Source organism: Martelella mediterranea (assembly GCF_004342225.1).
Classification (GTDB): Bacteria; Pseudomonadota; Alphaproteobacteria; order Rhizobiales; family Rhizobiaceae; genus Martelella; species Martelella mediterranea_B.
In genome coordinates, this window is record NZ_SMAR01000025.1 from 17,917 (window position 1) to 44,722 (window position 26,806).

Here is a 26,806-nt window from a genome sequence, read left to right on the forward strand (position 1 = left end):
AGCCGGGTTTTCAGTAGCCGAGCGGAGGCAGCGGCTGATCTTTTGGCTCTGCCGCACGCATATCGTCGGTGTCATCGGTATCGAGATCCTGGTAGGCGCGATAGGTCAGCACCAGCAGGAAGGCGAAGAATGAAAACGAGATCACAATCGCCGTCAGGATCAGAGCCTGTGGCAAAGGGTTGGCGGTCCCTTCCGGCAAAGTATCCATGGTTTTCGGAATGATCGGCGGCACGAACCCCATGATCCGCCCGGCTGTAAAAATCAAAAGGTTCACGGCGTTGCCCAGAATGGCAATGCCCAGCATGATGCGAACGCTGTGGCGCGACAGCATCAGATAGATCGCAGCTGCAAAAAACAGTCCGACAAGAACCGACAAAGCCTGTTCCATCAGTTGTGATCCTTTTCTTCCAGAGCAAGAAAGATCGACGAAATCGACCCGACCACGACCAGATAAACGCCGATATCAAAGGTCGTTACAGTGGAGATGGCCACTTCAACACCAAAGATTTTCGGATAAATCCAGTGCGCTGTCATGAAGGGGACATGCGCAAAAATAGAGATAAAGCCCGAAAGTGAAGACAGCAGAAGACCGGCACCGGCAATCGACATCGGGTGAAAGAAGATCGCCCGGCGGACTGCACCAACGCCCATTGCAATTCCGAGGATTGCCAGCGCCGATGCAGCAATCAGTCCTCCGATAAAACCGCCGCCCGGTGCATTGTGCCCCCGCAAAAGAACGAAGATCGAAAACAGCATCATCAGACTGGACAGGATCGGCGCGGCAACCCGGAAAATCAGCGTATTCATTGTGCTTTCTCCTGCTGTGCGTCTTCATCCCGCGCACCAAGCGACGGTGCAAACCGCCGGCCTGCACGAATGCGGATCAGCGCCAGAATGGCCAGACCTGTGATCATCACAACACCGATTTCCCCAAGCGTATCTGTTCCGCGGAAGTCAACAATGATGACGTTTACGACGTTGTGTCCGTGGGCAATCGTCTTGGAATAGGTGTTGAAGAAATTCGTCAGGGCATCGTTAAACGGCACGGCCGTCACGCGCATGAGCAACATCGAAAAACCGAAGCCGCAGACAATCGCAATGGCGCCATCAAAAAGTTTCTGCCTGAGCTCACGATGGTCCGAGGGGACCAGATTAAGCCGCGTCATCACCAGCGTCAGGATTACGACCGACAATGTCTCGACCATGAACTGGGTAAAGGAGAGATCCGGTGCACCCAAAAGCAGGAAGATAATGGCAACAGCAAAGCCCTGAAGACCGAGCGTTACGATTGCCGATAGTCTGTTCTGAGCGTTGATGACCGCCAGAAGACCAGCGACAGCAATGATGAAAACTGTCCAGTGGCCGATCTGTATGTCGTCGGACAGCGTCGGCATCGGCGGCATTTCGCCGAACGAAAACAGGGAGATCATCAGCACGGCGCCCACGGCGATAAAAGTTGCCGTAATATAGAATTCAAGACGTCCCGGCTGAACCTTCTGGCTGACGGCAAACGACAGACGAACGATACCCTGCATAAAGCAATCGAACCATTTATCCGGACCGGAACCAACACGCGCCAGAACGGCCGCCATGAAGCCTCTGACCGATGAAAGGCGCCAGTAAAACAGCACGGCAATCATGACGGTCAGCACAGAAAGACCGAGCGGATAGCCGATATGCGGGATCAGCGACAGATGAATATCGACCGGTTCACCGGCAACTGCACTGGACATCGGGTTCGAGAAATATTCGTGAAACCCGTGGGAAAACAACGCGCCAATGAGCGCAGAACCGCCGAGGACAATCGGACCGATCCACATCAAAACCGGCGCTTCATGCGCATGTTTGGGCGTTTCGGTCTTCGCGCCGACGAATGGTTTCAGACCGACACCGAAGCCCACTGCAAACATGAGGGCGTTGCCAAGGATGGCAACGAGCAGAAAGATCAGCGTAATGCCCGTGCCGGTCACCAGGGCCTCATAAATTGCCTCTTTGGAAAGAAAGCCAACAAAGGGCGGCAATCCGCCCATCGAAATGGCTCCCGCCAGACCTGCGGAAAACGTGATCGGCATCGCCTTGGCCAGACCACCAAGCTTGGTCAAATCCCGGGTCCCGGTTTCATGATCAATGATACCGGCAACCATGAAGAGCCCGCCTTTGAACAAAGCATGAGCGATCAGATAAAGCACTGCAGCTTCCACCGCGTGCGGCAAACCCATTCCGGTCATCATCACCATCAGACCGAGCGAGGCTACTGTTGTGAAGGCCAGCATCTGCTTCAAATCCGTCTGCCGGATGGCGATCAGCGAACCAATCAGCAGCGTCACGCCGCCAAAAATGGGCAGAATGGTCGTCCAGTACACAGTGTCGCCCATGACCGGATTTAAGCGCATCAGCAGGTAGACACCGGCCTTTACCATCGTCGCTGAATGCAGAAACGCAGAGACAGGCGTCGGCGCTTCCATGGCGTTTGGCAGCCAGAAATGAAACGGAAACTGAGCCGACTTTGTAAAAGCACCACCAAGAACGAGGATAAGTGCCGCCAGATAAAGCGGGCTCGACCTCAGAAGATCACCGCTTCCAAGCAGAGCCGAAAGTGAGGTCAGCCCGGTAATGTGCTGAATGAGCAAAACTCCGGCGAGCAGGACGAGACCACCGCCGCCCGTCACGATCAGCGCCTGCAACGCAGCGCGGCGTGAAGCTTCGCGGGTATGGTCGAATCCGATCAGCAGGAACGACGTAATCGATGTCAACTCCCAGAACACGAACAGCATCAGCAAACCGTCGGAGATCACGACGCCCAGCATTGAGGCCATAAACATGAAAATGAAGCTCATGAAGCGGGCGCGCTGAGGGTGATCGCTCATATAACCGCCAGTATAAAGCACAATCAGCGTTCCGATGCCGCTGACCAGCAGCGCAAAGGTGAGCGAGAGTCCATCGAGAAGGAATGAAAAGCGGAGGCCGAGACTCGGGATCCAGTCATATCCGCCGACCAGAACCGCACCATGTGCAACCTGCGGCACAAGGCTTAGAAAATGCAGAAAAGACAAAAGAGGCAGTATCGCCAACAGCCAAGCCGCCCCGGAACGAAACGCCCGATAGCATATCGGAGATAAAACCGCCCCCAGAAGGGGCAAGCACAGGGCGACAAATGTTAAAGCCGTCTCACTGGCGGTCATATGGTCTCCAAATAATTCTCGTTGCACAACCAGCGCCTTGGAAGCCTTTTCCACTTAAGGGAAACTTTGAAGCCTCTCAAGTGTCGACGACCGGAATCCGGCCTGAACAACAAAGCCCGTTAGGACGTTTGCGAAAGTCACGCATTGTATTCTGTCAGCGAAAGGCACATCTAATGTACCAGTTGGCCCATTCAATGCGAATTTTTAACGGAGCGCGACATTGATGCAGAGCAATAAACAGAAAAAACAGCTATCAGATACACAATGGCGTGAAGAACTGACGCCCGAGCAGTATCATATCCTGCGCGAGCATGGCACCGAACGCCCGTTTACCGGTCCCAACTGGAACAATTTCGAATCAGGTACCTACTATTGCGCCGGTTGTGAGACTCCCCTCTTCCGCTCTGACACGAAATTCGATGCCGGTTGTGGCTGGCCGAGTTTCTTTGAGCCAGTCTCAGAAGGTGTCGTCGATGAGGTGAAAGATACATCCTTGGGGATGGTCCGCACTGAGATCCGCTGTGCCAATTGCGGTGGTCATCTCGGTCACGTTTTTCCAGACGGCCCGCCACCGACTGGCTTGCGCTACTGCATGAACGGACATGCGATGCATTTCGTGCCGGAACACTAAGCACGATCAAAAGAATCGTTATTTTCCGGATTCGGTTGTAACCAGACAACTAAACTCAGCGATCAGACGGGGTCCGCAGAAGCGGTCTCCGTTTTTTGTCAGGCAAGACAGATCTTCCATGCCAGACAACAAGCAACGAAAATGCATCGGTAAAAATGATTGAGAAAAGGGGTTTTAGTTAAAGGCGGCCGGCCGGCGAATTGCGGGCACGAGGAAACCCGTATATTGCCAGCCGACCGACCCCACGATTCCAGGAGATGCGGCGGACCTGAGCATCATGGGGCAACCAAAAGTACGGTCAATTACTTTTCCAACAACTAGAGACTATAATCAACCTCTTCTAGCGCTTCTTACGCGAATCTGTCTTTTTTGTGGTTAACACTCAAAGCGTTGTTCTTTTCTGATACTTATCAGGAGCAGACGCCGGAAATGATCATTTTAATCTCTGAAACAAAGAGTATCCTTTAATTACCGGTGGCTTGACCAGTCATACGCGAAACAAAGCTTTACGGATCATTTTCGTAAAGATGCTAGGCGAAATCGCTGCGTGCGGCGTCAACCAGAACTGTCTTCACCTTCTTCAGTGAAGAAGCATGAAGAGCGTTGTTCCCGGTGAGAGCCGGAAGAGCATGATTTTCTTCAAGCTGCGACTTCATCTGCGTGAGAGATGCACGCGCGGCCTCCTCGCCGCGATCAGGAAACAGAACGGCAAAGACGCCGTCTTCAATCCGGCTCGCGATTTCCCGCCCCACCAAATGACTGCGGATCAGCGAGCCTGCAATCTCGATGTCTTCTTCGCTCACCATCTCGCCAATCTGGAAAACGCCCATATAGAGCGGGTGACCCGCTTCATCGGCTTCGCCGCGCAAGGTTTTCAAAGCAGCGGCAAAGGCCTCGCGTGCCGGAAGCCCGGACCGTTCTCCGACTTCAGCGTTTTCCTGCAACCCGGCGTCAGCCTCACCAAGTGCAGCCAGAAGACGCCGACGCCTCAAATGCAAGAGTGAACGCAAAACCAGCTCATTGGCCTCACCGTCCCATGTCATGCAGTCGTCAGCATTGCGAACGGCCTCCCCCGATACAGCAAGCGACCCACCGCGACCGGTCATCGCTATGAGGGGCACAAACCGCATGTGAGAGATGCAGCGGACCTGCCTGCAGATGCGCAAAGCATCGGAAAGCCCGTCGGCACCATGAACCAGAACAAGATCGAAATTCTCACGCGCGGCGCGATAAAGCGCTTCGGTCACATCCCCGGTCGCAACGGTTGCGGTGAGTGAAAGCATCGCTTTCAGCAGGGACCGGCGCTCAGCAGCGGCCTCGGCGACAACCAGAACACGCACCGTCTCATCCGGCAAAAGCTCTGCCACTGGCGGGTTTTCACCAAGCTCCGCGCCGTTTCCGGCTTCCACCTGAAGCGTTCGCAGCCGCAGCAATGATGAAAGCCGCGCCGAGGCGATACTGATATTCTGATCAAGGCCAATAATATCATCCGCACCTGAGCGCAAAGCCGCAAGCCGCAGCGCCGCATCGACGGGCTCTGCAGTCACAAGCGCGATTGGGGCGGAAACACCCGAATCGGGCTCCTTCAGGATGCCGCAACAAGCCAGAGCCGGAGCCGGATCATCCTCAATAGCCACCAGAATGACATTGGCCGACTGAACGGCTGCCATGGTTCCGTCGCCATCTGAAAAATCAGCCTGATGAAACGCAACCGGCCAGTTGCCGAGCAGGGTCTTTAGCGTCAGGGCAATCGGTCCCTCGCCGCCGATCAGAACGATGCTCTCGTCCGGTTCCGTCCTCAAGAGTGCTCCACTGCTTCTATGCATCGCCAAGATATGACTTCACTGTCTTAATAAAATTCGGAACAGAAACGGGTTTTGACATATAGGCGTCGCATCCGGCATCGCGAATACGCTCCTCGTCCCCGCGCATCGCAAAAGCGGTTACGGCAACAACCGGAATTTCTGCCAGCTCCGGATCTGCTTTCAAAGATTTAGCGATATCAATGCCGGACATTTCCGGCAACTGTATATCCATGAGAATCAGTCCGGGCCGGAAGCGCCGAGCCAGTTCAAGTGCATCCGCTCCGGTCTGAGATTCAATCGCTTCATATCCAGACGCTTCGACGAGATCCCGAAAAAGCTTCATATTCAATTCGTTATCTTCGACAATCAGGACCTGTTTCGGCATTCGAGCCTTCCCCCTGCCCCGGCTTGAAACGTGCCGGTGAAGCGCTACAATCTCATTCGCGCCCCTTGAAGGACGCACCATTTTCTAAGTTTAGGACAATTTGGTTAAGAAACGGAAATCCGCTTGGAACATTTTCGAAAACAAGCTGTGAATGACCCGGCGGGAGACGACCTGGCGATCCTGATGTTCACCTGGATCGCCGGTAATCCGGACCTTCTGAACCGGTTTCTCGGGCTCACCGGCCTGGAGCCGCAGCATTTGCGGGCATTCACTGAAGAAAAAGGCTTTGCCGCAGCGGTCATCGGCTTTGTCGCAGGTCACGAGCCGACGCTCATCGATTTTTGCAACGACAATGACGTACGGCCCGAGGCCGTATCGCGGGCATGGCAGGAGCTGGAAGCGGGATCCGCCTTCGGCAGCCGTGAAGGTGACTTTTGACAGACGCCCACGCAGATACAATTCAGGCACTGCAAGGCGCTGACCACACAATCGGTCATAGACCGCTTGTGGTTTGCGACGTGGATGAGGTTGTGCTGAAGTTCATTGAGCCGTTCAAGGCGTTTTTGAGGGCCAGCGGGCATCAACTTCTCCTGCGCACCTTCGCATTAAAGGGCAATATCTTCTCGCTGCAAAGCGGTGATCCTGTCTCCAGCGAAAAGGTTGAGGAACTTCTGACGGCCTTTTATGATGCGCAGGAAGACTGGCAGGAGCCATTTGCTGAAGCCCGGCCAACGCTTATGGCGCTGCAGGATGTTGCCGATGTGATTTTGTTGACTGCGATGCCACCGCGCCACCAGCCGATGCGGCAAAGGCTTTTGAATCGCTTCGATTTCAGCTTTCCGCTGATCGCCAGTGAAGAACCGAAGGGCAAGGTTCTGTCGACACTTTTCAAGACCGCACCGCCAGCGCTGATTTTTGTTGACGACATGCTCTATAATTGCCGTTCCGTGGCAGAAAACTTGCCAGACGCACTTGCCATCAACCTGCTGATTGACGACCACTATCGTCAGACGGCGCCACAGACCGAACCACCGGCCATTATGGCTGCGAGCTGGGCGGATACGGAACGCCTGATTCGCAATCATATCAAGAACGCTTACAAGCAGGCGTAAGACCTGGAATCTTGCGTTCGGCGAAAAGCAGGACTATTTTCAGATGTTCAATTTTTGTTCTGGCTGATCATGGCGATTGATAATGCATCTGAGGACGGTTTTTGCCGGGATTGCCTGTCAGGCTTTTCCGGCACACTCAAACGCTGCCGTCATTGCGGAAGCCCCCGGCTTTTAAGCCACGAAGAGCTGCATTCACTGGCCATCGCCCATATCGACTGCGATGCCTTCTACGCCGCCATCGAAAAGCGCGATGATCCCTCGCTCAGAGACAAACCGCTGATCATCGGCGGTGGAAAACGTGGCGTTGTCTCCACCGCATGCTACATTGCCCGCATTCACGGGGTGAAGTCAGCGATGCCGATGTTCAAGGCCCTCGAAGCTTGCCCGAATGCCGTGGTTATTCGTCCGAATATGGAAAAATACGTGGCAGTCGGACAACAATTGCGGGCGATGATGCTTGAACTGACGCCGCTGGTCGAGCCACTTTCCATTGATGAGGCTTTTCTGGATCTTTCAGGAACGGAGAAACTCCACAAAGCCCCGCCATCACGCACGCTGGCAGCCTTCGCACGACGTGCTGAAGCAGAACTTGGCATCACGATCTCAATCGGACTTTCCTACTGCAAGTTTCTCGCCAAAATGGCATCGGACATGAACAAACCGCGCGGTTTTTCAATCATCGGTGAGAAAGAGGCTGTTTTCTTTCTGAAAGACAAACCGGTCAGCATGATCTGGGGCGTTGGCAAAGCATTCAATGAAACGCTGAAACGCGACGGAATCACAACAATCGGACAATTCCAGCGAATGGAGAAAAACGAGTTGCTGAAGCGCTATGGAACGCTTGGTCAGCGCCTCTATCATCTCGCACGCGGAGAAGACACGCGTCCCGTCAAACCTGAGCGAGCTGTGAAAAGTGTTTCGAATGAGACGACCTTTGCGACGGACATCTCGGACCTGGACGAACTGAGCAGCATTTTGCGGCGCCTGAGCGAAAAGGCGGCGCACCGGTTGAAGCTTGCGGGCATTGCCGGACATACAGTTGTGCTGAAACTCAAGACCGCCGACTTCAAGACCCGGACCCGCAATCGCCGCCTGGACGCACCGACCCAGCTTGCCGACCGGATGTTTTCCAACGGCCTAGATCTTTTAAAGCGCGAGGCCGATGGAACCCGTTTCCGGCTGATTGGAATCGGCGTAACCGATCTCTGCGACCCGACAACGGCAGACCCGCCGGACCTCGTTGATCAGCAGGCGACCCGGCGCGCGGCTGCAGAAGGTGCGATTGACCGGTTGCGCAACAAGTTTGGGGTAACGGCGGTGGAAACCGGATACACATTCCGGGCGACCGGGGAACGGGAAGAAAAAAAGGGCCGCGATAAAAACCGCAAGCCCGATTGATCCCGCCATGACCGCAGTCAGGCATCAAAGGCCGGGGCAATGTAGCGCCCATGCACCCATCCACGCAGATTCCCCTCCAGCCCTGCGGAGTTGACCGGTGTGACAAACGCCCACTCCTTTTCGCGGGCAAGCACCTTGATGCGTGTATCTTTTAACAATGTGCCGGGCGGGATGATTTTCTCAAAAGCAAGGCCCGGGCCACCACGCAGATTCAACCGGCCGGCGGTGACGATATGGCAACGCTCGCGGTCGTCCGCCTCTCCGGCAAGCTCACGGAAGCGTTCAATCGGAAATGCCGGTCCCGGATCGGTCTTCCAGCCCCTTGTGTCAATCTCTTCATGTGTGACGATCGCTCTGATCGGATAGGCGGCCAGCAATGCCCGCACGATATCCATTCCCGTTTCGATCTGAGCCTTTGGGAAGACCGGCCATGCATATGTTGCGCTGCCGACGCGTGCATGCGGAGCCAGCAGATATCCCCCAAGCTTCTTGAGGCTTCGGTCTGTAAAACGCTTGCCGAAAGCATCGACAAACTCACCATGTCCGGTTGGTTTCAGCCAGCCTGAATTTACGAATTCGATCCCTATGGAAAAGCCGTTGAGACCTTCGAGCGCACCATAGCGCGAGGGTCCGGCATGCCATGTGGTCCGGTTAAATTCGGCGATCTGCCAGGCGACGCCATCCCGGTCCACGACAATATGCGCGCTGGAGCTGCGATTGGTCGTGCCCCCGGCAGATCCCATCAGCCAGTCGCGACTGGCCTTGCCGTTCCAGCCTGTCGTGTAGTGGAGAACGATGGCCACCGGCGGTCTTTCCCGCGCTGCGCCAAGGTTCGACGAACGGCCATACCAGATGTCCGGAATTTTATGATTGATGATGCGCATCACTGTTTCCTCTTGAAAAGCGTCGTTTCCCGGAAAGATCCTAATGCGGCAAAAACCGCCGGGGATTTGCGGGGAAACAGGAGGAGAAGAGTGGGCGCCGGTCAGCACAGACCAATAAAAAACGCGCCCGGAAAAACCGGACGCGTTCTTCAATCAGATTTTATGCGCTACCGATCAGGCAACCATCTTGGCTGCAACCTTGGCAACATGAGCGCCCTGGAAACGGGCACCTTCAAGCTCAATTTCGGAAGGCTGGCGCGAACCGTCGCCGTCAGTCAGCGTGGAGGCACCGTAAGGTGAGCCGCCCTTGACTTCGTCGAGACCGTTCTGACCGCCAAAGGTGTAGGGAAGACCAACGACGACCATGCCATGATGCAGAAGCGTCGGCAGGAAGGTCAAAATGGTCGATTCCTGGCCACCGTGCTGTGAAGCGGTTGCTGTGAAGATAGAACCAACTTTGCCAACCAGAGCGCCGGTTGCCCACAGACCACCGGTTTGATCGATGAAATTACGCATCTGCGAAGCAATGTTGCCAAACCGTGTTCCGGCACCAAAAATGATGGCGTCGTAATCAGCCAGTTCAGCGGGCGTTGCAATCGGAGCGTCCTGATCCAGTTTAAAATGCGAAGCCTTGGCGACTTCTTCCGGAACGAGCTCGGGAACACGCTTGATGGTGACGTCGGCGCCTTCAGCTTTGGCACCCTCAGCGACAGCCTTGGCCATGGCTTCGACGTGACCGTATGAAGAATAATAAAGGACAAGAACTTTTGCCATTTCGAAAACTCCTGGTGAGGCAATGAATGTCCGTTGCATTAAGTGTTTCTCGGGCGCTTTGTCGAGGCAGCAAACAGAGACGCACTGTTCACACCTTTTCAGACACCGGGACGTGGGGTAGCGTCACATCCGCTCAAGACAATTATGGACAAGAAAAAACATGAGTAAGACAGAAAACCCAACGGCCGCCATGCTGGCGATTGGTGATGAGCTTTTGTCAGGGCGCACGAAAGACAAAAACATCGCGCATCTTGCCGAGACACTGACACTGGCCGGTATCGACCTGAAAGAAGTGCGAATCGTCGGCGATGAACAATCAGCGATCGTGGAGGCCGTGAACGCGCTGAGAACGCGCTATACCTATGTGTTCACCTCCGGCGGCATCGGCGGGACCCATGACGATATTACCGCCGACTCAATCTCGGCAGCATTTTCGCTGCAGTGCATCCAAAATCAAACGGCGATGGCGCTTCTGGCAGCACATTATGAACGCCGCGGCGTCGAATTCACCGAGTCGAGAAAGCGTATGGCCCGAACGCCTGAAAGCGCAGAGCTGATTGTAAATCCGGTTTCTGTCGCGCCGGGGTTCAAGGTCGAAAATGTTCACGTCATGGCAGGCGTTCCGCAGATTTTTGAAGCCATGCTCGACAAGATCATGCCGACCCTGAAAGGCGGGCAGCCGGTGATCAGTGAAACCATTCACTGCCCCTATGGTGAAGGTGATATCGGTGAACCGCTGGCGGCCATCCAGAAAGCTCACCCGGACGTTTCGATCGGATCATATCCGCGCTTTTCTTCTGACGGTTTTTACACCCAGCTCGTCGTGCGTGGACGAGAAGAAGGCGATATTGCCGCAGCCGCAGCCGACATCCATCAGATGCTGGAAAAACTGGCGAAGACAAAAGCCTGAAACAAACCCACCATGCGCCGAAAGGCGCGTTTCGGGGCTTCGTATTTTATGGCAAAAGCGGTAATATATCATCGCCGTTCTAAAACCGGTGATCCGTAGAGAGGAGGCATATTGCCATGACCTACAAAACGATACTTTCCGTAATGGAGTCACCCACACAGGCCGGAGGCTTCCTCGACTATACGTTCGATATTGCCCGCAGCTTCAACGCACATGTGATCGGGCTCCATGCAGAATCGGTCAATGCGACACCGATCATCGCACCAATGGAAATCCCGGATCCCGTTTCGGTTCAGGCTCTTCAGGACGCAGCCGAAAAACGCAGTGAGGAACTTGGTGACCTGTTCAACAAGCGCGCTGCGCGTGAAGACGCGTCCTATGAGTGGCGCAAGATCATCAGCTCGGTCGGCTTTGCCGGTGCCAGCGTCGTAGACAGCGCCCGCTGTGCCGACCTGATCATAGCACCGCAGGCAAGCCCCGATGCGCCATCAGATGCGCGCTCGGACTTTGAAAGTTTCCTGTTTGAGAGTGGCCGGCCCGTGCTTCTGATCCCGCATGTCGCGAAAACAGCAAAACCGTTCAAGAAGGTTCTGATCGCATGGAACGGCTCACGCGAGGCCGCCCGTGCGACCTTTGACGCCCTGCCGTTCCTCAAGCAGGCAAGCGATGTCGAGATATTCTCGGTGAATCCACCGGATACAAATGCGCAATCGAGCGAAATGTCGGGCGCCGAGATTGCCGCAACACTTGCGCGCCATGGCATCAACGTAACCGCCGTTTGTGCTCATGCCGACCGTGCATCCGCAGCGACACTGATCGAAAACAGGATGTCGGACAGTTCGATCGACCTTCTGGTGATGGGGGCTTACACGCACTCCAGACTCTGGGAACTTCTCTTCGGCGGCGTAACCCGCACGCTGCTGGAATCCATGACAGCCGTTACACTGATGGCCCGCTGATCGGTTTCCGACAGCGATATGTTGAAAATCAGCCCGCGACATCGATACCGCAGTGTCGCGGGCTTGCCATTTTATGACAATTACGGCTAATAGCGGTGGGCAACGGCACAGCCCTGCAGAAACAAAAGCAGGCAACTTTGTGCCAGCGCCGCGCACAATCAAGCATGGCGAACTGAGTTCAACACGACCGTCTTCGGAGCCCTGCCATGTCTCTTCCAGAAAAAGCCTTCCCCGTTTCATGGGATCAGTTTCACCGCGATGCCCGCGCACTCGCCTGGCGCATTTCCGGCCTCGGAAAGAAATTTCACGCCATTGTCTGCGTCACCCGCGGTGGCCTTGTGCCATCAGCTATCATTTCGCGCGAGTTGGAAATCCGTCTGATCGAGACGGTCTGCATCGCCAGCTATCATGATTATACCAGTCAGGGCGAAACCATGCTTCTCAAAGGCATTTCGGAAGAGCTGATGAAGGACGGCGGCGAAGGCGTGCTGATCATCGACGACCTTACAGACACGGGCAACACGGCCAAAGAAGTCCGCGAAATGCTGCCCAAGGCGCATCTGGCTTGTGTTTACGCCAAGCCAAAAGGCGTTCCCACGGTCGATACGTTCGTAACAGAGGTCAGCCAGGATACGTGGATTTACTTCCCCTGGGACATGGGGTTCACCTATCAGGAGCCGATTTCCAAAGGACCGATTCAAAGCTGATAAACAAAACTGCCCGGCCGTCTTCCGATAACCGGGCAGTCTCTTTACAGGCAGCCTTGTGAGGGGAAACAGTCACTGCCTGCGGGGGAAACGTGAGGTCCGGCCGCCGAAAAAGCGGATCAGGGATGGCATTGAGAGCCAGCCAATCAGGACAAGAGCTGGAAGGATAAACATTTCAGCGTCCCGCAAGACCGGCATCGTCATGATGCACAGGACAGAAACCACCCCGATGGCGGCCACCGTAATCATTGAATACAAGCGGGCAGATTTCTCGCGGTTTACCATGACATTCCTCCATGCGTTTGGTTAAGAAACGCCGGGGACAGAGAAATAGTTCCGGTGATGATTTTTGAGAGAGGCCAGGGGAACTTTACCGAAGGCGCATATCTGCCACTGCTATTGGCTTTGGAGATTTTTCGCGAGTAGCACTTGTTTTCACCTGAACGCGACATGCCTCAGCCGCCGCTGCGCTCCCGGCGCAGGCGGTCCCACCAGGCAAGACGTTTGTTAATGTCGCGCTCAAACCCGCGATCAGGTGGCTTATAGAATTTCTGACGCCCCATCTCCGTGGGAAAATAGTCCTGTCCTGAAAACGCGTCCGGCTGATCGTGATCATAGCGATAGCCTTCGCTGTAGCCTTCTTCGCGCATCAGCTTTGTCGGGGCATTCAGAATATGTTTCGGGGGCAGCAGCGAGCCATGTTCCTTCGCCGCCCGCATCGCAGCCTTATAGGCTGTGTAAACGCCATTCGACTTCGGCGCAGTTGCCAGATAAACGCAGGCTTCTGCCAGCGCCAGCTCACCTTCCGGCGACCCGAGATAGTCATAGGCGTCCTTGGCCGCATTGGCGACGACAAGCGCCTGCGGATCGGCAAGGCCGATATCTTCCGATGCCATTCTGACCAGACGTCGCCCCAGATAGAGCGGATCTTCACCGGCATCGAACATGCGCGCCAGGTAATAGAGCGCAGCATCAGGATCCGATCCGCGAACGGATTTATGCAGTGCGGAGATCAGATTATAGTGTCCGTCCTGCCCCTTGTCGTAAATCGGGGCACGACGCTGAACGACTGAAAGCAGCGCTTCCGGCCCCATGATCTCTCCATCACGGGCCGCACGCCAGATTTCTTCTGCCAGAGTGAGAATAGCGCGGCCATCGCCATCGGCCATCAACACCAGAGTCTCACGCGCTGCTTCATCCAAAGGCAGCGCCCTTCCTTCTGCCGCCTCGGCCCGCTTCAGAAGCTCTGTCAGACTATCAGTATCGTGGGATTTGAAGGTCAGAACACGCGCCCGCGACAACAAGGCCGCATTCAGCTCAAACGAAGGGTTTTCTGTTGTCGCGCCAACGAGAATGATCGTGCCATCCTCCATGACAGGCAGAAAGCTGTCCTGCTGAGCGCGGTTGAAACGATGGATTTCATCAACAAAAAGCAGCGTCTGCCGCCCGTTCATTCGACGCGCACGCGCCGCCTCGAAAACCTTTTTAAGATCGGCAACACCGGAAAAGATCGCCGAAATCTGCTCAAAGGAGAGGTCCGCTTCGCCGGAAAGCAACCGGGCAACGGTTGTTTTTCCGGTTCCCGGCGGCCCCCAGAAGATCATTGAGCCGAGTGAACCCGACTCAATCATGCGCGTCAGCGCCCCATCCGGCCCTGTCAGATGCGCCTGCCCGGTCACATCGCTTAATTGCTGAGGGCGCAGACGATCGGCCAGCGGCCGACGCTTCTCAACATCTTCGGGTATATGGGGCGCAAACAGATCAGTCATCGGAATAGCTGGGTTATCATTCTTCCACCGCGATTGATACTGAGCTTCCAGTATCCGGGGCTTTGTTCCGCAACATTTTCCATCATTCTGGTCGTGTCAATATTGTCGTCGTTTACAGCAACAATGATATCGCCGCGGGCAAAGCCAACCCGTGCGGCGGGAGAACCGTTTTCGATCTCGGAAACGACTACGCCTTTTGCACCATCAGGCAAGCGCATCTCCTCAATCACTCTGGGCGAAATATTCTCAACCGTCAGTCCGGCAAACGGGCTGTTTCCCGAGATTTGACGCGTATCACGCGGCGGATCTTCCGGTGCAAGCTGCAATGGCAGTGAGACGTCACTGATCGTTCCATTGCGATCAACACTCAAATCCGCCTTCTCGCCAATGCCCAGAACGGTCAGGCGATAGAGCAGTGCATCGGGATGCTGCACAGGAACGCCGTTGACCGCCACAATGACCGATCCTGTCTTCAGCCCGGCCTTTTCCGCCGGACTGCCCGGCACAATATCAGAAACGATAGCGCCACGCGCTGCCTTAAGACCAAGCGCTTCTGCCATATCCGAAGTGACGGGGCCGAAAGTTGCACCGACATAAGGGCGCTGAAAATGCTTTTCGCCACTCTCGGCAGCCGCCAGAAACACTTTGACCATATTGGCGGGGATCGCGAAGCCAATTCCGTTTGAGCCACCGCCCTTGGAGAAGATCGCCGTATTAATGCCGATCAGATCACCATGCATATCAAGCAGCGCACCGCCGGAATTGCCCGGATTGATCGCAGCATCCGTCTGCAGGAAGAAACCAAATTCACCATCGGTTATCGAATTGCGGGCAGTGCCTGACACAATACCACTGGTGACAGTCTGGCCCACGCCGAACGGGTTGCCAATGGCAAGCGTTATGTCGCCCACTTCGACATCGTCGGAATTGCCGATTGGAACCGTCGGAAAGGTCTCATCAGACCGGATTTTCAAAACCGCCAAGTCGTAGCGATCATCCTTCAACAGCACCTTGCATGGGAATTCGCGGCCATCGGAAAGCGCCACTTTCACCTCATCTGCGCCAGAAATCACATGGTTGTTTGTAATCACAATACCATCGCCGGCAACGATCACCCCGGACCCCAGAGACATCTGTTTTTGAGACCGGCCCTGAGGTGCCTGCCGCCCAAAGAACTGGCCGAAGAACGGATCGGAAAACAACGGCGAGATCTGGCGCTCGACCATGCGCTCTGCGTAAACATTCACAACTGCCGGAGCAGTCTGCTTAACCAGAGGGGCATAGGAGAGCTGAACCTCTGACTGCGTCTGCGGCACAGACCTTTCAGCAAAAGCAGGCTGGGCGACTGCAAGCGCTGTCAGCGAGGCAGTCAGAAGTAAAACTTTTGCAGCTCCGCTCACGCCTCGGCTGCGAACAATCGATACTTCATTTCCGGCAGAAAACACTTTTAAAGCCTTGGTCATGGATAAAACCTTTAATGCATCAGTCATGGAACGTGTTTCGATTCAGCAATCATTCATCGGCAGGCAAATAGTTTCGAACATGCCTGAGGGATGCAGCAAGACGTGATCGTGATCGCATCATCTCTAACAAGCGATAAAAAGGAAGTTTGGCGGAAGCGTGAAAATATCGAGACCGCCGCATTTTCTTGTCGTAATTGGTTGCTACAGCATCGGCCCGAAAATCGGAATCGTTTTTCGGAAAGCACGATGCGTAAATTCAATAGGTTAGAGCGCCGTGCATCCGAATGGATGCACGGCGCTCTAAGCCAAAAAAGTCAAACACAGGTTGAATTCAGAGAGGTTCTTCAGCAATGCACACGAAACCGACCGCACTGACCGCCCTCCCCGCAATGCTCGCGCTGACCGTTTCACTGCTGGCAACACCATCCTTCTTTGGCGCAAGCGATGCCAATGCAGCCAGTTTCAACTGCTCTGCGCGTAATCTCACGGCCAATGAGCAAACCATTTGCAGCGATCTTCAGCTCAATGACGACGATGTCAAAATGGCGACGATGTACACCATGCTGAAGGGCCTGTTTGCCATGGGCGTTTCCGGCAATATGGCGGATGATCAACGTGCATGGCTCAAAACTCGCGAGGCCTGCGGCGCGGACGTGGCGTGTATTTCGAAGGCCTATAAGGTGCGTATTGGTCAGCTCCAGAAGCTTTACGACGGGATCGACAAGCCGATCTGACGGCAGGTTCCGAGGGAACGCCCCGCGCCCCTCCTGCCCCACATTTCAGCGTGGCGCGTTCAGCGCCCGCTTTGACAAAGCCGGCCATTGCGCGAGGAGCGCCTCACGGGTTCGGTTTCCCGGCGACTGCTTGCTGCGTTGCTCTGACTGCGTCAGCGTGACGAACACCAGCGCGTCATCGCCGCGTTCCGCCCAGCCGACATACCAGCCCCAGCCATGCGCGTAGTCGAAACTGCGATCCGCGCGCCGGGGATAGGCCGCGCCGGTCTTGCCGCGCATCAGCCAGCCGTCGACATTGTTCTGCTCCAAGAGGCCGCGCGTCTTCGCCATGGCGTCCCGGCTGGCCGGCAGCGTACCAAGCACCAGCCCGCGCAGAAAGGCGGCCTGCTGCGAGGGAGAAATCTTCAGCGATGACGCAATCCATGCGCGGTCGAGCCCGTTGTCGTAGCCCGGATCGCCGGAAAAATCGACATTGCCGTAGCCAAAGGCCTCGCCGTAGCGTGTAAGCGTCGCCGCGCCGAGACTATGGGTCAGGCGCTGCGAATACCAGACGACGGAATAGCGGATCCAGCGTTCGGGATCGATGTCCTGTTTCCAGGCCGCCCCGCCCCAGTCGGGATCGCCGGCGCGATAGGTCATGACCGGGTGATGCGCATCCTGCAGAATACCGGCATCGAAAGCCATCACCGCCAGAGCCACCTTGAAGGTCGATGCCGGCGTAACCGCGGACCGGCAATCCCCCTCCTCCAGCAAAACCGCCCCGGATTGTGCGTTCATCACAAGTGTGCAAACGGGCGCCGCCTCGGCGGAACGCGCCAGCACCGGCGACAGGAGCAATACGAGACCAACGAACAATCGCAGCATTTTCACCTCCACCACGCAAAGTTTCGGGCCGACCCTTGCAGGACGGCCCGAACGCTTTCACAGACCCGCATGCGGCGCGGGAAAGCCGCTCTTATTCCGGCAGGATGCGAACCGCGCCCTTATCAGCGCTGGCGGCGAAGGCGGCGTAGGCCTTGAGCGCGGTCGTCACCTGGCGGCGGCGGGGCGCTTCCGGCTTCCAGCCCTTCTCATCCTGTTCTTTCCGGCGTGTTTCCAGTTCAGAAGGTGACACTCTGAGATTGATCGTACGCGCCGGGATATCGATATCGATCATATCGCCCTGATGTACAAGACCGATGGCGCCGCCATTGGCTGCTTCCGGCGAGGCATGGCCGATGGAAAGTCCGGACGTGCCGCCGGAGAAACGACCGTCTGTAATCAGCGCGCAATCCTTGCCCAGACCTTTCGATTTCAGGTAGCTGGTCGGATAGAGCATTTCCTGCATGCCGGGACCACCCTTCGGCCCCTCATAGCGAATGACGACGACGTCGCCGGCCTTGACCTCATTGGACAGGATACCCTTGACCGCAGCATCCTGACTTTCAAAAACAACCGCAGGGCCGGAAAATTTCAGGATCGACTCGTCAACGCCCGCGGTCTTCACAATACAGCCATCCAGCGCGATATTGCCCTTTAGAACTGCAAGCCCACCATCCTTTGAGAAGGGGTGCTCGGCGCTGCGGATTGCCCCGGATACGCGATCCGTATCCAGTTCGGCCCAGCGACGGTTCTGCGAGAAAGCCTCCTGCGAGGGCACACCGCCGGGAGCGGCCATATAGAAATTGCGGACGCTTTCTGAGTTGGTGCGCACAATATCCCACTGGTCGATGGCATCACCGATGGTGGCGGCGTGTACCGTCGGGCTGTCGCGCTTGATCAGCCCTGCCCGGTCCAGCTCTCCGAGGATCGCCATAATGCCGCCTGCCCGGTGCACATCTTCCATGTGAACATCGTTCTTCGCCGGGGCCACCTTGCAAAGGCATGGCACGTGGCGCGAAAGCTGATCGATGTCATCAAGATCGAAGTCCAGCTCCGCCTCATAGGCAGCAGCCAGAATATGCAGCACGGTATTGGTCGAGCCGCCCATGGCAATATCCAGCGTCATCGCGTTTTCGAAGGCCGACTTGCTGGCCACGTTGCGCGGCAGCACGCTTTCATCATCCTGCTCGTAGTAACGACGCGCGATATCGACAATCTGGTGACCGGCCTCAACAAACAAACGGCGGCGATCAGCATGAGTGGCCAGCGTGGAACCATTGCCCGGAAGCGAAAGGCCAAGCGCCTCCGTCAGACAATTCATCGAATTGGCTGTGAACATACCCGAACATGAGCCGCAGGTCGGGCAGGCTGAGCGCTCAATCGACTGAACGTCGGAATCCGAAATCCGGTCATCGGCGGCTGCAACCATGGCATCGACAAGGTCGAGCGCCTGTTCCTTGCCGTTCAGAACCACCTTCCCGGCCTCCATCGGCCCGCCGGAGACAAAGATCGCCGGAATGTTCAGCCGCATGGCTGCATTCAGCATGCCGGGCGTGATTTTATCGCAATTGGAAATGCAGACCATAGCGTCAGCGCAATGCGCATTGACCATATATTCGACGCTGTCCGCAATGACCTCACGCGAAGGCAGCGAGTAGAGCATACCATCATGGCCCATGGCGATGCCATCATCCACGGCAATCGTATTGAACTCCTTGGCAACGCCACCGGCTGCTTCGATCTCGCGGGCAACGAGTTGCCCGAGATCTTTCAGATGTACGTGACCGGGCACAAACTGGGTAAACGAGTTGACCACCGCAATAATCGGCTTGCCGAAGTCCCCGTCCTTCATGCCGGTTGCGCGCCACAAACCACGCGCGCCGGCCATATTGCGTCCATGTGTCGTCGTTCTGGAACGATAGGCTGGCATTGGTGTTTCCTTTCCAAAAAAGTCGGACAGTGCTTCGTAACGGCATTCAACGGCCGTTTGTGCTTTCTGCAGTTTTTCTGCAGCACTCTGCCCTTTCGTCATTTTGGTAACGCAATTGCGGCGATGTGTCACTATCGGTTGGCCGCAAAACGGTACTGTACGGTACGCCTTTTCCAAAAGATCGACCAAAGATCGTGTTTTTGACGATTTCACTCTTCAAACACGAAATTGTGGCTGGAACCGATCTTGATAAAAGTGAAACTGAAGCCAGACTTTTTGCGTAGAGGTTTAAGACAACAAACCGGGAGGCATATAACAATGTCCGCATATAAACCGCCGCATATACCGGCATCCGAGATCACCCCGGAACACATCTACCTGAACCGCCGAACGCTTCTGGCAGCCGGACTTGCCGCAGGCGCCGCCTTCGCAACAGGCGTGGGAAGCGACACGGCAAACGCCGCGACGCTTTCTCAAGGCGAAGCCCTGAAAACCGTGCCCGGCCCTTTCCCCGCGCCCAAGCGTGCTGAAACGAGCTATCAGGACGTCACGCACTACAATAACTTCTACGAGTTCGGCGTTCGCAAAAGCGATCCGTTTGAAAACTCCGGTGACTTCCAGCCCTATCCCTGGACGTTCGAGATCGGCGGCATGGTGCAAAAACCGAAGACTGTCGATATTGAAACGCTTCTGACTCAGTTTCCTTTGGAAGACCGTATCTATCGAATGCGCTGTGTCGAAGCCTGGTCAATGGTGATCCCGTGGGTTGGCATCCCGCTTAAATCGATCATCGACATGGCCGAGCCGCTTGGTTCTGCCAAATATGTGGCTTTTGAAGGCGTCGTTCGCCCGAAAGAAATGCCGGGCCAGCGCGGCTTTGGACAACCGATGCAGTGGCCCTATCTGGAGGGCCTGCGCCTTGACGAAGCCAACCACCCGCTGACGATCATCGCCGTTGGCCTTTATGGCAAAACCCTGCTGAACCAGAACGGCGCGCCAATGCGCCTTGTGGTACCGTGGAAGTATGGCTTCAAGGGCATCAAGTCGATTACAAAGATCACGCTGACCGATAAACAGCCGCCCAATAGCTGGAACCTGCTGCAGCCGAGCGAATACGGTTTTTATGCTAATGTGAACCCGAATGTGCCACATCCTCGCTGGAGCCAGGCGACGGAGCGGGTGATCGGTGAAGGCGGCGGGCTATTTGGCGGCGGACAACGCATCGATACACAAATGTTCAACGGCTATGGCGATGAGGTGGCAAGCCTTTACGCCGGCATGGACCTGACCAAAAACTACTAAAGCCGGAACCAATGGCGACGTCATCAACACAACAAAAGCAACACGCCCGAAGTCGTTGGCGTTCCGGCTCGGTCTGGGCCGTTTATGCCGTCGGGCTGGCACCTGCGGTCTGGTATTTCTGGCTAGGTGCGACGAACCGGCTTGGCGTCGATCCTGTCAAAAGCTTCGAACATCTTCTGGGCATATGGGCGCTCAGGTTCATTTTACTGACGCTTTGCGTGACACCGCTGCGCGATCTCGCCAACATCAACCTGTTGCGCTACCGCCGTGCGCTGGGCCTGCTCGGCTTTTACTATGTCTGCTTCCACTTCCTAGTCTATATGGTGTTGGACCAACAGATGAACCTCGCCGTCGTGGTGCAGGACGTGATCAAGCGCCCTTTCATCACCTTCGGTATGATCGCACTCGTTTTGCTTATTCCCCTGGCGGTAACATCGAACAACTGGTCGATCCGCAAACTGAAGCAGAACTGGGTACGCTTGCACAGGCTGGTTTATGTGATCGCTGGTCTCGGCACGCTGCATTTCGCCATGGGCCGCAAGGTCATCGGGCCGGAAATCATGTTCTATATCGCTGCGGCCACCCTGCTGCTCGGATACCGGTTGATCCGCCCGAAGCTTATGGAACGCAGACGTGCCCGCAAGAAGGCGGCGCGGATGCAGGCAGGCACAAAGTAGATTATGTTGGTCTCAAGCACAGCATCACACACTCGGTACAAACAATGAAAAGACCCGACGCAGATATGGCGACACCAGCTTTCGCAGATTCAGCCGTCGCAGAGCAATTCGCGGCTCTTCCCGAGCACGAACGTGAAAAAATGCTGGCCTTGCGTCAACTTATTTTTGAAATTGCCGCGGAAACACCGGGCGTTGGACGGCTTCAGGAAACCCTGAAATGGGGGCAGCCTGCCTATCTGACGCAAGAAACCCGGTCTGGCTCAACCATCCAACTTGGAAAGCCGAAAGAAGGCGGCATCGCGATCTACACGCACTGCCAGACAACACTGATGCGAGATTTCCAAAGCATATTCCCCGACGAGTTCACCTATGAAGGCAACCGTGCCATCCACTTCTGTGAGGACGAACCTCTTCAGCTTGACACGTTGCGGCTTTTGATCCGCAACGCACTCACCTATCATCAAAAATAGATGGGCACTATTGGCAGATAAGCAAAAAGCCGGGCGCTTCACAGCACCCGGCTTTTTCACAATCTAATCAGCTAAAGCTGAAAGCCTTAAGCGGCTTCCATTTCAGCTTCTGCCTCAACGCGAGCCTTGTCGGCTGCACCCTTGGCATCAACATCGCGGTCAACGAACTCGATGACAGCGAGGGCCGCATTGTCACCGTAGCGGAAGCCTGCCTTCATGATGCGGGTGTAGCCACCCTTGCGCTCGCCGTAGCGCGGAGCCAGAACATCGAAGAGCTTCTTGACAGCTTCAACATCCTTAACCTGTGCGATCGCCTGACGACGGGCATGAAGATCGCCGCGCTTACCGAGCGTGATAAGCTTTTCTACGACCGGACGAATTTCCTTCGCCTTCGGCAGAGTGGTAACGATCTGCTCATGCGTGATGAGCGAGACGGCCATATTGGCAAACATCGCCTTGCGATGGCTTGCCGTTCTGTTCAGCTTGCGGCCTGAAATCTTATGGCGCATTGCTTGTTCTCCTTCACTTGCAGGCAGCTGGCCCGCAGTATGACTGGTTAGTACTGATCCTCGTACCGCTTGGCGAGGTCTTCGATATTTTCCGGCGGCCAGGCCGGGACTTCCATGCCCAGATGCAGGCCCATGGATGCCAGCACTTCCTTGATCTCATTGAGAGACTTACGACCGAAGTTGGGCGTACGAAGCATTTCAGCTTCAGTCTTCTGGATAAGATCGCCGATATAAACGATGTTATCGTTCTTCAGGCAGTTGGCCGAACGGACCGAAAGTTCCAGCTCGTCGACCTTCTTGAGCAGGGCCGGATTGAAGGCCAGCTCGGTGACGTCTTCCTCTTCGGCATCCTTCTGCGGCTCTTCGAAGTTGACGAAGACCGACAGCTGATCCTGAAGGATACGCGCAGCAAACGCTACGGCATCTTCACCCGAAACCGAGCCATCGGTCTCGATCGTCATCAGCAGTTTATCATAGTCGAGAACCTGACCTTCACGGGTGTTTTCGACCTTGTAGGACACCTTGCGGATCGGCGAGTACAGGCTGTCGACCGGGATAAGTCCGATCGGCGCATCTTCCGAGCGATTCCGCTCGGCAGGTACGTAGCCCTTGCCATTGTTGACGGTGAATTCCATACGGATTTCAGCGCCTTCATCGAGGGTGCACAGTACGAGTTCCGGATTAAGGATCTCGATATCACCAACGGTCTGGATATCGCCAGCGGTAACGACGCCCGGGCCCTGCTTGCGCACGACCATACGTTTGGCTTCGTCGCCTTCCATCTTGATGGCGATTTCCTTGATGTTCAGGATGATGTCAGTAACATCCTCACGAACACCGGGGATCGACGAGAATTCATGGAGAACACCGTCAATCTGAACAGCGGTAACAGCAGCGCCGCGCAGCGACGACAAGAGAACGCGGCGAAGCGCATTGCCGAGTGTCAGACCGAAACCGCGTTCCAGCGGCTCAGCGACCAGCGTCACCTTCTTCGAGCTTGACGAGGTAAACTCGACCTTGCTCGGCTTGATCAATTCCTGCCAGTTTTTCTGGATCATATTTCTACCTTTCGTTCGCCGCACTATCCAATCGTGACGGCCGAGCTTCGTAGAACCGGCACCTTACAAAAAGCGCCGGAGCAAAATGACAGACGATTAGACGCGGCGCTTCTTGCGCGGACGGCAGCCGTTGTGCGGGATCGGCGTAACATCGCGAATCGAGGTGATGACGAAACCGGCAGCCTGCAGGGCACGCAGAGCCGACTCGCGGCCTGAACCAGGACCGCAAACCTCAACTTCAAGCGACTTCATGCCGTGTTCCTGAGCCTTCTTGGCGCAGTCTTCAGCAGCAATCTGGGCAGCAAACGGGGTCGACTTACGCGAACCCTTGAAGCCCTTCGCACCAGCGGACGACCAGGCAATAGCGTTGCCCTGAGCATCCGTGATCGTGATCATCGTGTTGTTGAACGACGAGTTAACGTGCGCAACGCCCGACGAGATATTCTTACGTTCGCGACGGCGAACACGTGTGGCATCCTTGGCCATGTTATTCCTTTCTTGGATATCGTCACCGCCGTAACACCAGCGGCTCCACCGACGGGCCGGATCAAAGACGAAACAGCCCAGTCAAACTACACAGAAAGCCGGCACAAAAGGCCGGCTCTTTCCGGTTTTCAGCAAAACCGGTCTTATTTCTTCTTACCAGCAATCGCCTTTGCCGGACCCTTACGGGTGCGGGCATTGGTGTGCGTGCGCTGACCGTGGACCGGAAGGCCACGACGATGACGCAGACCACGGTAGCAGCCAAGGTCCATCAGACGCTTGACGTTCATGGAGTTCTGGCGACGAAGGTCACCTTCAACCATGTATTCGCGGTCGATCGTTTCACGGATTTGCAGAACTTCTGCATCCGTCAGTTCATGCACGCGACGCTCAGCCGGGATAGAAGCCCGGTCACAAATGTCCTGCGCGAATTTTGGTCCGATCCCGTGAATATACTGCAGCGCGATGACGACGCGCTTGGCAGTCGGGATGTTGACGCCAGCAATACGAGCCACGCCGTTTCTCCTTAGTATTATCTATTGGGCAGATCATTGTTCTGAACTGCCGGTTTTCCGCGCAGATAAACCGCGCCTTTGTGCCCTAAAACAACATCCGGACAAACCGAGCGAAGCCCTGACCATGAAAAGATAAGGACGCATTCGGTTCAACCCTATGTCGAGAGTTGGAGCGCTCATAACGGAAACGGCACAGAATTGCAACCGATTCCTTAACATTTCTGGGGTAGCCGCCAGCCAGAACGACCTGACGCCGACCCAAATATTTCAGCCGAAACTTTCAAGGCCGCACCGGGCCGCCTATTTCAGCTCCGAAAGAATCGCCTCGATGCTTTCTGTTACCGTATCCATGTCAGCCATGCCATCGACCGAATACAGTTTCTTCTTGGCGTAGTAGTAGCCGGTCAGCGGCGCTGTGCTCTTGTAATAAGCACGAAGGCGATCTGCATAGACCTCTGCATTGTCGTCCTTTCGAACTGGCTCACCGGCTGCACGCGCCTCCTCGGCGCGCCGAAGGATACGATCCACCATAGCCGAATCATCAACGACCAGTTCAATCGCCACATCGAGCGACTGGCCTTTCTGAGCCAGCATCGCATCAACGGCATCGGCCTGAATCAGCGTGCGCGGATAACCATCGAGAATAAACCCGTCAGCACAATCGGTTTCATCGATGCGGGCGGAGACAATCGCGTTCACCACCTCATCGGGAACCAGCTCACCAGCGTCCATCAACGCCTTTGCCTTCATACCGACTTCAGTACCCGCTGCAACAGCGGCCCGAAGCATATCCCCCGTCGAAAGCTGCGGAATGCCGTGTCTGGCCACAATTCTCTGTGCCTGTGTGCCTTTGCCGGCACCAGGCGGCCCCAATAGAATAAGCCTCATCGTCCCCTCTTTCCTCCCCGGAGCTTCGATTTCTTCATCAGTCCCTCATACTGCTGAGCGATGAGGTGGCCCTGAATTTGCGAAACAGTGTCGAGCGTAACACTGACAATAATCAAAAGCGAAGTACCACCCAAGGCCAGCGAAACGCCGGTACGGGCAACAAGGATCTCAGGCAGAATGCAGACGAAGACCAGGTAAATGGCACCAACCACCGTGATTCGGGTCAGCACGTAATCGATATACTCCGCAGTACGCTCACCCGGACGAATGCCCGGAATGAAACCACCGTGACGCTTCAGATTGTCAGCGGTTTCCTGCGGGTTGAACACAATCGCTGTGTAGAAAAACGCAAAGAACGCGATCAGCAGGCCATAAAAGACCATGTACAGGATCTGGCCGTGCCCGAGTGCTGAAATAATGGAGGTCGCCCAGCCGGGAAGATCGTTCTGCGTGAAGCCAGCCATGGTCGCTGGCAGCAGCAACAGCGAAGATGCGAAAATCGCCGGAATAACACCCGCAGTATTAAGTTTCAGCGGGAGATGCGAGGTATCGCCCTGGAACATGCGGTTGCCGACCTGGCGTTTCGGATACTGAATCAGAAGGCGGCGCTGAGCACGCTCAACAAATACGATCAGCGCAAAAACACCGATGACAACGATGAGAACGCCAACGGCAACAAACGCAGAAATCGAGCCCACACGCGACAGCTCAAGCATATTGCCGATTGCAGCAGGCAGACCGGCGACAATACCGGAAAAGATGATCAGCGAAATACCGTTACCAATGCCGCGTGAGGTGATCTGCTCACCAAGCCACATCAGGAACATGGTGCCACCAACAAGCGTGACAACGGTGGAAAAAATAAAGAACCAGCCCGGATTGGTGACCAGATTGTTACCCGACTGCAGACCGACGGCGATGCCGTATGCCTGCGCAGTCGCCAGAACAACCGTCCCGTAACGGGTATACTGATTGATAATCTTGCGGCCCTGCTCGCCCTCTTTCTTCAGCGCTTCCAGCGACGGCACCACCGCAGTCAGAAGCTGCACAATAATCGAGGCCGAAATGTAGGGCATAATGCCAAGAGCGAAGATCGCCATACGCTGAACGGCACCACCGGAGAACATGTTGAACATGCCCAGAATGCCTTCAGACTGACCCTGGAACGCCTGAGCATAAGCATCAAGGTTGATCCCCGGAAGCGGAATATGCGTACCCAGCCGATAGACCAGAAGCGCAAGAAGCGTGAACCAGATTCGCTTCTTCAGATCCGTCGCTTTGGCGAAGGTTGAGAAATTGAGATTGGAAGCCAGTTGTTCCGCTGCAGAAGCCATGCGTATCTCCGCGTCGCCGCACGGCCACCACATTGGCGCCCGGTGCGTTTGTTACCCTATTGCCAG

At 55.7% G+C, this 26,806-nt stretch carries 29 protein-coding genes; 11 read left to right on the plus strand and 18 right to left on the minus strand.

Annotated elements, in window-relative coordinates; translation table 11 throughout:
* Positions 1 to 10 precede the first annotated feature (10 nt).
* Genes EDC90_RS14590 through EDC90_RS14600 form a run of 3 tightly spaced genes read right to left on the minus strand, consistent with a single transcriptional unit; the run spans position 11 to position 3,182 of the window.
* Positions 11 to 388, minus strand: coding sequence for a Na+/H+ antiporter subunit C (locus tag EDC90_RS14590; protein ID WP_132312885.1), 378 nt, complete (start codon positions 386 to 388; stop codon positions 11 to 13).
* Positions 388 to 807, minus strand: coding sequence for a Na(+)/H(+) antiporter subunit B (locus EDC90_RS14595; protein ID WP_132312887.1), 420 nt, complete (start codon positions 805 to 807; stop codon positions 388 to 390). The genes EDC90_RS14590 and EDC90_RS14595 overlap by 1 nt, the downstream gene beginning before the upstream one ends.
* Entirely contained in the window at positions 804 to 3,182 is a 2,379-nt protein-coding gene (locus EDC90_RS14600; RefSeq protein ID WP_132312889.1) for a putative monovalent cation/H+ antiporter subunit A, read from the minus strand. Before EDC90_RS14600 ends, EDC90_RS14595 begins: the two co-directional genes overlap by 4 nt.
* A 223-nt stretch (positions 3,183 to 3,405) precedes the next feature.
* Here EDC90_RS14600 and msrB point away from each other — a divergent pair, with 223 nt between their 5' ends.
* Positions 3,406 to 3,813, plus strand: a complete 408-nt coding sequence (msrB, locus tag EDC90_RS14605; RefSeq protein WP_132312891.1) for a peptide-methionine (R)-S-oxide reductase MsrB — start codon at positions 3,406 to 3,408, stop codon at positions 3,811 to 3,813.
* 530 nt (positions 3,814 to 4,343) lie between these two features.
* On the opposite strand, the gene EDC90_RS14610 is transcribed toward msrB, so the two are convergent.
* A complete protein-coding gene (locus EDC90_RS14610) occupies positions 4,344 to 5,615 on the minus strand; it encodes a hypothetical protein (RefSeq protein WP_132312893.1) in 1,272 nt (423 codons plus the stop codon).
* 16 nt (positions 5,616 to 5,631) lie between these two features.
* Complete coding sequence (locus tag EDC90_RS14615) at positions 5,632 to 6,003, minus strand: response regulator (RefSeq protein ID WP_132312895.1); 372 nt, start codon at positions 6,001 to 6,003, stop codon at positions 5,632 to 5,634.
* 123 nt (positions 6,004 to 6,126) lie between these two features.
* Here EDC90_RS14615 and EDC90_RS14620 point away from each other — a divergent pair, with 123 nt between their 5' ends.
* From EDC90_RS14620 to EDC90_RS14630, 3 genes are all read left to right on the plus strand, one after another.
* On the plus strand, positions 6,127 to 6,441 hold the full coding sequence (locus tag EDC90_RS14620) for a DUF3572 domain-containing protein (protein WP_245511065.1): 315 nt from the start codon (positions 6,127 to 6,129) through the stop codon (positions 6,439 to 6,441).
* On the plus strand, positions 6,438 to 7,115 hold the full coding sequence (locus EDC90_RS14625) for a hypothetical protein (protein ID WP_132312897.1): 678 nt from the start codon (positions 6,438 to 6,440) through the stop codon (positions 7,113 to 7,115). Before EDC90_RS14620 ends, EDC90_RS14625 begins: the two co-directional genes overlap by 4 nt.
* A gap of 69 nt (positions 7,116 to 7,184) precedes the next feature.
* A complete protein-coding gene (locus tag EDC90_RS14630; RefSeq protein ID WP_132312980.1) occupies positions 7,185 to 8,513 on the plus strand; it encodes a DNA polymerase IV in 1,329 nt (442 codons plus the stop codon).
* Positions 8,514 to 8,530: 17 nt separating this feature from the next.
* Here the strand turns inward: EDC90_RS14630 and EDC90_RS14635 are convergent, their stop codons facing one another.
* Both EDC90_RS14635 and wrbA read right to left on the minus strand, forming a co-directional pair.
* Complete coding sequence (locus EDC90_RS14635) at positions 8,531 to 9,397, minus strand: N-acetylmuramoyl-L-alanine amidase (RefSeq protein ID WP_132312899.1); 867 nt, start codon at positions 9,395 to 9,397, stop codon at positions 8,531 to 8,533.
* 174 nt (positions 9,398 to 9,571) lie between these two features.
* Complete coding sequence (gene wrbA, locus EDC90_RS14640) at positions 9,572 to 10,171, minus strand: NAD(P)H:quinone oxidoreductase (RefSeq protein WP_132312901.1); 600 nt, start codon at positions 10,169 to 10,171, stop codon at positions 9,572 to 9,574.
* Positions 10,172 to 10,331: 160 nt separating this feature from the next.
* On the opposite strand from wrbA, the gene EDC90_RS14645 reads away from it, so the two are divergent.
* The 3 genes from EDC90_RS14645 to gpt all read left to right on the plus strand — a co-directional run bounded on the left by EDC90_RS14645 (position 10,332) and on the right by gpt (position 12,747).
* Positions 10,332 to 11,081, plus strand: a complete 750-nt coding sequence (locus tag EDC90_RS14645; protein WP_132312903.1) for a competence/damage-inducible protein A — start codon at positions 10,332 to 10,334, stop codon at positions 11,079 to 11,081.
* A 116-nt stretch (positions 11,082 to 11,197) separates the two neighbouring features.
* A complete protein-coding gene (locus EDC90_RS14650) occupies positions 11,198 to 12,040 on the plus strand; it encodes a universal stress protein (RefSeq protein ID WP_132312905.1) in 843 nt (280 codons plus the stop codon).
* 206 nt (positions 12,041 to 12,246) lie between these two features.
* Positions 12,247 to 12,747 carry a xanthine phosphoribosyltransferase gene (gene gpt, locus EDC90_RS14655; RefSeq protein ID WP_132312907.1) on the plus strand — a complete coding sequence of 167 codons (501 nt, stop codon included), beginning with the start codon at positions 12,247 to 12,249 and terminating at the stop codon, positions 12,745 to 12,747.
* Positions 12,748 to 12,819: 72 nt separating this feature from the next.
* Here the strand turns inward: gpt and EDC90_RS14660 are convergent, their stop codons facing one another.
* From EDC90_RS14660 to EDC90_RS14670, 3 genes are all read right to left on the minus strand, one after another.
* A complete protein-coding gene (locus EDC90_RS14660) occupies positions 12,820 to 13,032 on the minus strand; it encodes a hypothetical protein (protein ID WP_132312909.1) in 213 nt (70 codons plus the stop codon).
* A gap of 170 nt (positions 13,033 to 13,202) precedes the next feature.
* Positions 13,203 to 14,516, minus strand: a complete 1,314-nt coding sequence (locus EDC90_RS14665; protein WP_132312911.1) for a replication-associated recombination protein A — start codon at positions 14,514 to 14,516, stop codon at positions 13,203 to 13,205.
* Positions 14,513 to 16,006: a DegQ family serine endoprotease gene (locus EDC90_RS14670; protein ID WP_245511066.1), complete on the minus strand. Its 1,494-nt coding sequence runs from the start codon at positions 16,004 to 16,006 to the stop codon at positions 14,513 to 14,515. The genes EDC90_RS14665 and EDC90_RS14670 overlap by 4 nt, the downstream gene beginning before the upstream one ends.
* 323 nt (positions 16,007 to 16,329) lie before the next feature.
* On the opposite strand from EDC90_RS14670, the gene EDC90_RS14675 reads away from it, so the two are divergent.
* Complete coding sequence (locus EDC90_RS14675) at positions 16,330 to 16,713, plus strand: lysozyme inhibitor LprI family protein (protein WP_245511067.1); 384 nt, start codon at positions 16,330 to 16,332, stop codon at positions 16,711 to 16,713.
* Between the two features lie 45 nt (positions 16,714 to 16,758).
* Here the strand turns inward: EDC90_RS14675 and blaOXA are convergent, their stop codons facing one another.
* Together blaOXA and ilvD are read right to left on the minus strand one after the other, a co-directional pair.
* Positions 16,759 to 17,577, minus strand: a complete 819-nt coding sequence (blaOXA, locus tag EDC90_RS14680; RefSeq protein ID WP_132312914.1) for a class D beta-lactamase — start codon at positions 17,575 to 17,577, stop codon at positions 16,759 to 16,761.
* Between the two features lie 91 nt (positions 17,578 to 17,668).
* Positions 17,669 to 19,504, minus strand: a complete 1,836-nt coding sequence (gene ilvD, locus EDC90_RS14685) for a dihydroxy-acid dehydratase (protein WP_132312916.1) — start codon at positions 19,502 to 19,504, stop codon at positions 17,669 to 17,671.
* Positions 19,505 to 19,822: 318 nt separating this feature from the next.
* Between ilvD and msrP the strand changes: the two genes are divergently transcribed.
* The 3 genes from msrP to EDC90_RS14700 are packed head-to-tail and all read left to right on the plus strand — an operon-like array spanning position 19,823 to position 21,953.
* On the plus strand, positions 19,823 to 20,806 hold the full coding sequence (gene msrP, locus EDC90_RS14690) for a protein-methionine-sulfoxide reductase catalytic subunit MsrP (RefSeq protein ID WP_132312918.1): 984 nt from the start codon (positions 19,823 to 19,825) through the stop codon (positions 20,804 to 20,806).
* Between the two features lie 11 nt (positions 20,807 to 20,817).
* Positions 20,818 to 21,483: a protein-methionine-sulfoxide reductase heme-binding subunit MsrQ gene (gene msrQ, locus EDC90_RS14695; RefSeq protein WP_132312920.1), complete on the plus strand. Its 666-nt coding sequence runs from the start codon at positions 20,818 to 20,820 to the stop codon at positions 21,481 to 21,483.
* A gap of 44 nt (positions 21,484 to 21,527) precedes the next feature.
* Positions 21,528 to 21,953, plus strand: coding sequence for a DUF1801 domain-containing protein (locus EDC90_RS14700; protein ID WP_245511068.1), 426 nt, complete (start codon positions 21,528 to 21,530; stop codon positions 21,951 to 21,953).
* An 86-nt stretch (positions 21,954 to 22,039) separates the two neighbouring features.
* Here the strand turns inward: EDC90_RS14700 and rplQ are convergent, their stop codons facing one another.
* From rplQ to secY, 6 genes are all read right to left on the minus strand, one after another.
* Complete coding sequence (rplQ, locus tag EDC90_RS14705; RefSeq protein ID WP_132312922.1) at positions 22,040 to 22,462, minus strand: 50S ribosomal protein L17; 423 nt, start codon at positions 22,460 to 22,462, stop codon at positions 22,040 to 22,042.
* 47 nt (positions 22,463 to 22,509) lie between these two features.
* On the minus strand, positions 22,510 to 23,520 hold the full coding sequence (locus EDC90_RS14710; protein WP_132312924.1) for a DNA-directed RNA polymerase subunit alpha: 1,011 nt from the start codon (positions 23,518 to 23,520) through the stop codon (positions 22,510 to 22,512).
* Between the two features lie 96 nt (positions 23,521 to 23,616).
* Positions 23,617 to 24,006: a 30S ribosomal protein S11 gene (gene rpsK, locus EDC90_RS14715; protein WP_132312926.1), complete on the minus strand. Its 390-nt coding sequence runs from the start codon at positions 24,004 to 24,006 to the stop codon at positions 23,617 to 23,619.
* Positions 24,007 to 24,149: 143 nt separating this feature from the next.
* Complete coding sequence (gene rpsM, locus EDC90_RS14720; protein WP_132312928.1) at positions 24,150 to 24,518, minus strand: 30S ribosomal protein S13; 369 nt, start codon at positions 24,516 to 24,518, stop codon at positions 24,150 to 24,152.
* A gap of 300 nt (positions 24,519 to 24,818) precedes the next feature.
* The gene (locus tag EDC90_RS14725) at positions 24,819 to 25,406 is read right to left on the minus strand and encodes an adenylate kinase (protein WP_132312930.1); all 588 of its coding nucleotides are present in this window, start codon (positions 25,404 to 25,406) and stop codon (positions 24,819 to 24,821) included.
* The gene (secY, locus tag EDC90_RS14730; protein ID WP_132312932.1) at positions 25,403 to 26,740 is read right to left on the minus strand and encodes a preprotein translocase subunit SecY; all 1,338 of its coding nucleotides are present in this window, start codon (positions 26,738 to 26,740) and stop codon (positions 25,403 to 25,405) included. The genes EDC90_RS14725 and secY overlap by 4 nt, the downstream gene beginning before the upstream one ends.
* Between the last annotated feature and the right edge of the window lie 66 nt (positions 26,741 to 26,806).

Bases quoted from the DNA above. Each gene is read 5' to 3' on its own strand.
- EDC90_RS14670 (WP_245511066.1), bottom strand. From the start codon at position 16,006: ATGACTGATGCATTAAAGGTTTTATCCATGACCAAGGCTTTAAAAGTG.
- msrP (WP_132312918.1), top strand. From the start codon at position 19,823: ATGTCCGCATATAAACCGCCGCATATACCGGCATCCGAGATCACCCCG.
- msrB (WP_132312891.1), top strand. From the start codon at position 3,406: ATGCAGAGCAATAAACAGAAAAAACAGCTATCAGATACACAATGGCGT.
- EDC90_RS14700 (WP_245511068.1), top strand. From the start codon at position 21,528: ATGAAAAGACCCGACGCAGATATGGCGACACCAGCTTTCGCAGATTCA.
- EDC90_RS14630 (WP_132312980.1), top strand. From the start codon at position 7,185: ATGGCGATTGATAATGCATCTGAGGACGGTTTTTGCCGGGATTGCCTG.
- EDC90_RS14675 (WP_245511067.1), top strand. From the start codon at position 16,330: ATGCACACGAAACCGACCGCACTGACCGCCCTCCCCGCAATGCTCGCG.
- EDC90_RS14645 (WP_132312903.1), top strand. From the start codon at position 10,332: ATGAGTAAGACAGAAAACCCAACGGCCGCCATGCTGGCGATTGGTGAT.
- EDC90_RS14600 (WP_132312889.1), bottom strand. From the start codon at position 3,182: ATGACCGCCAGTGAGACGGCTTTAACATTTGTCGCCCTGTGCTTGCCC.
- EDC90_RS14615 (WP_132312895.1), bottom strand. From the start codon at position 6,003: ATGCCGAAACAGGTCCTGATTGTCGAAGATAACGAATTGAATATGAAG.
- wrbA (WP_132312901.1), bottom strand. From the start codon at position 10,171: ATGGCAAAAGTTCTTGTCCTTTATTATTCTTCATACGGTCACGTCGAA.
- EDC90_RS14725 (WP_132312930.1), bottom strand. From the start codon at position 25,406: ATGAGGCTTATTCTATTGGGGCCGCCTGGTGCCGGCAAAGGCACACAG.
- msrQ (WP_132312920.1), top strand. From the start codon at position 20,818: ATGGCGACGTCATCAACACAACAAAAGCAACACGCCCGAAGTCGTTGG.
- EDC90_RS14665 (WP_132312911.1), bottom strand. From the start codon at position 14,516: ATGACTGATCTGTTTGCGCCCCATATACCCGAAGATGTTGAGAAGCGT.
- rplQ (WP_132312922.1), bottom strand. From the start codon at position 22,462: ATGCGCCATAAGATTTCAGGCCGCAAGCTGAACAGAACGGCAAGCCAT.
- rpsK (WP_132312926.1), bottom strand. From the start codon at position 24,006: ATGGCCAAGGATGCCACACGTGTTCGCCGTCGCGAACGTAAGAATATC.
- EDC90_RS14710 (WP_132312924.1), bottom strand. From the start codon at position 23,520: ATGATCCAGAAAAACTGGCAGGAATTGATCAAGCCGAGCAAGGTCGAG.
- EDC90_RS14635 (WP_132312899.1), bottom strand. From the start codon at position 9,397: ATGCGCATCATCAATCATAAAATTCCGGACATCTGGTATGGCCGTTCG.
- EDC90_RS14660 (WP_132312909.1), bottom strand. From the start codon at position 13,032: ATGGTAAACCGCGAGAAATCTGCCCGCTTGTATTCAATGATTACGGTG.
- gpt (WP_132312907.1), top strand. From the start codon at position 12,247: ATGTCTCTTCCAGAAAAAGCCTTCCCCGTTTCATGGGATCAGTTTCAC.
- secY (WP_132312932.1), bottom strand. From the start codon at position 26,740: ATGGCTTCTGCAGCGGAACAACTGGCTTCCAATCTCAATTTCTCAACC.
- ilvD (WP_132312916.1), bottom strand. From the start codon at position 19,504: ATGCCAGCCTATCGTTCCAGAACGACGACACATGGACGCAATATGGCC.
- blaOXA (WP_132312914.1), bottom strand. From the start codon at position 17,577: ATGCTGCGATTGTTCGTTGGTCTCGTATTGCTCCTGTCGCCGGTGCTG.
- EDC90_RS14595 (WP_132312887.1), bottom strand. From the start codon at position 807: ATGAATACGCTGATTTTCCGGGTTGCCGCGCCGATCCTGTCCAGTCTG.
- EDC90_RS14590 (WP_132312885.1), bottom strand. From the start codon at position 388: ATGGAACAGGCTTTGTCGGTTCTTGTCGGACTGTTTTTTGCAGCTGCG.
- EDC90_RS14650 (WP_132312905.1), top strand. From the start codon at position 11,198: ATGACCTACAAAACGATACTTTCCGTAATGGAGTCACCCACACAGGCC.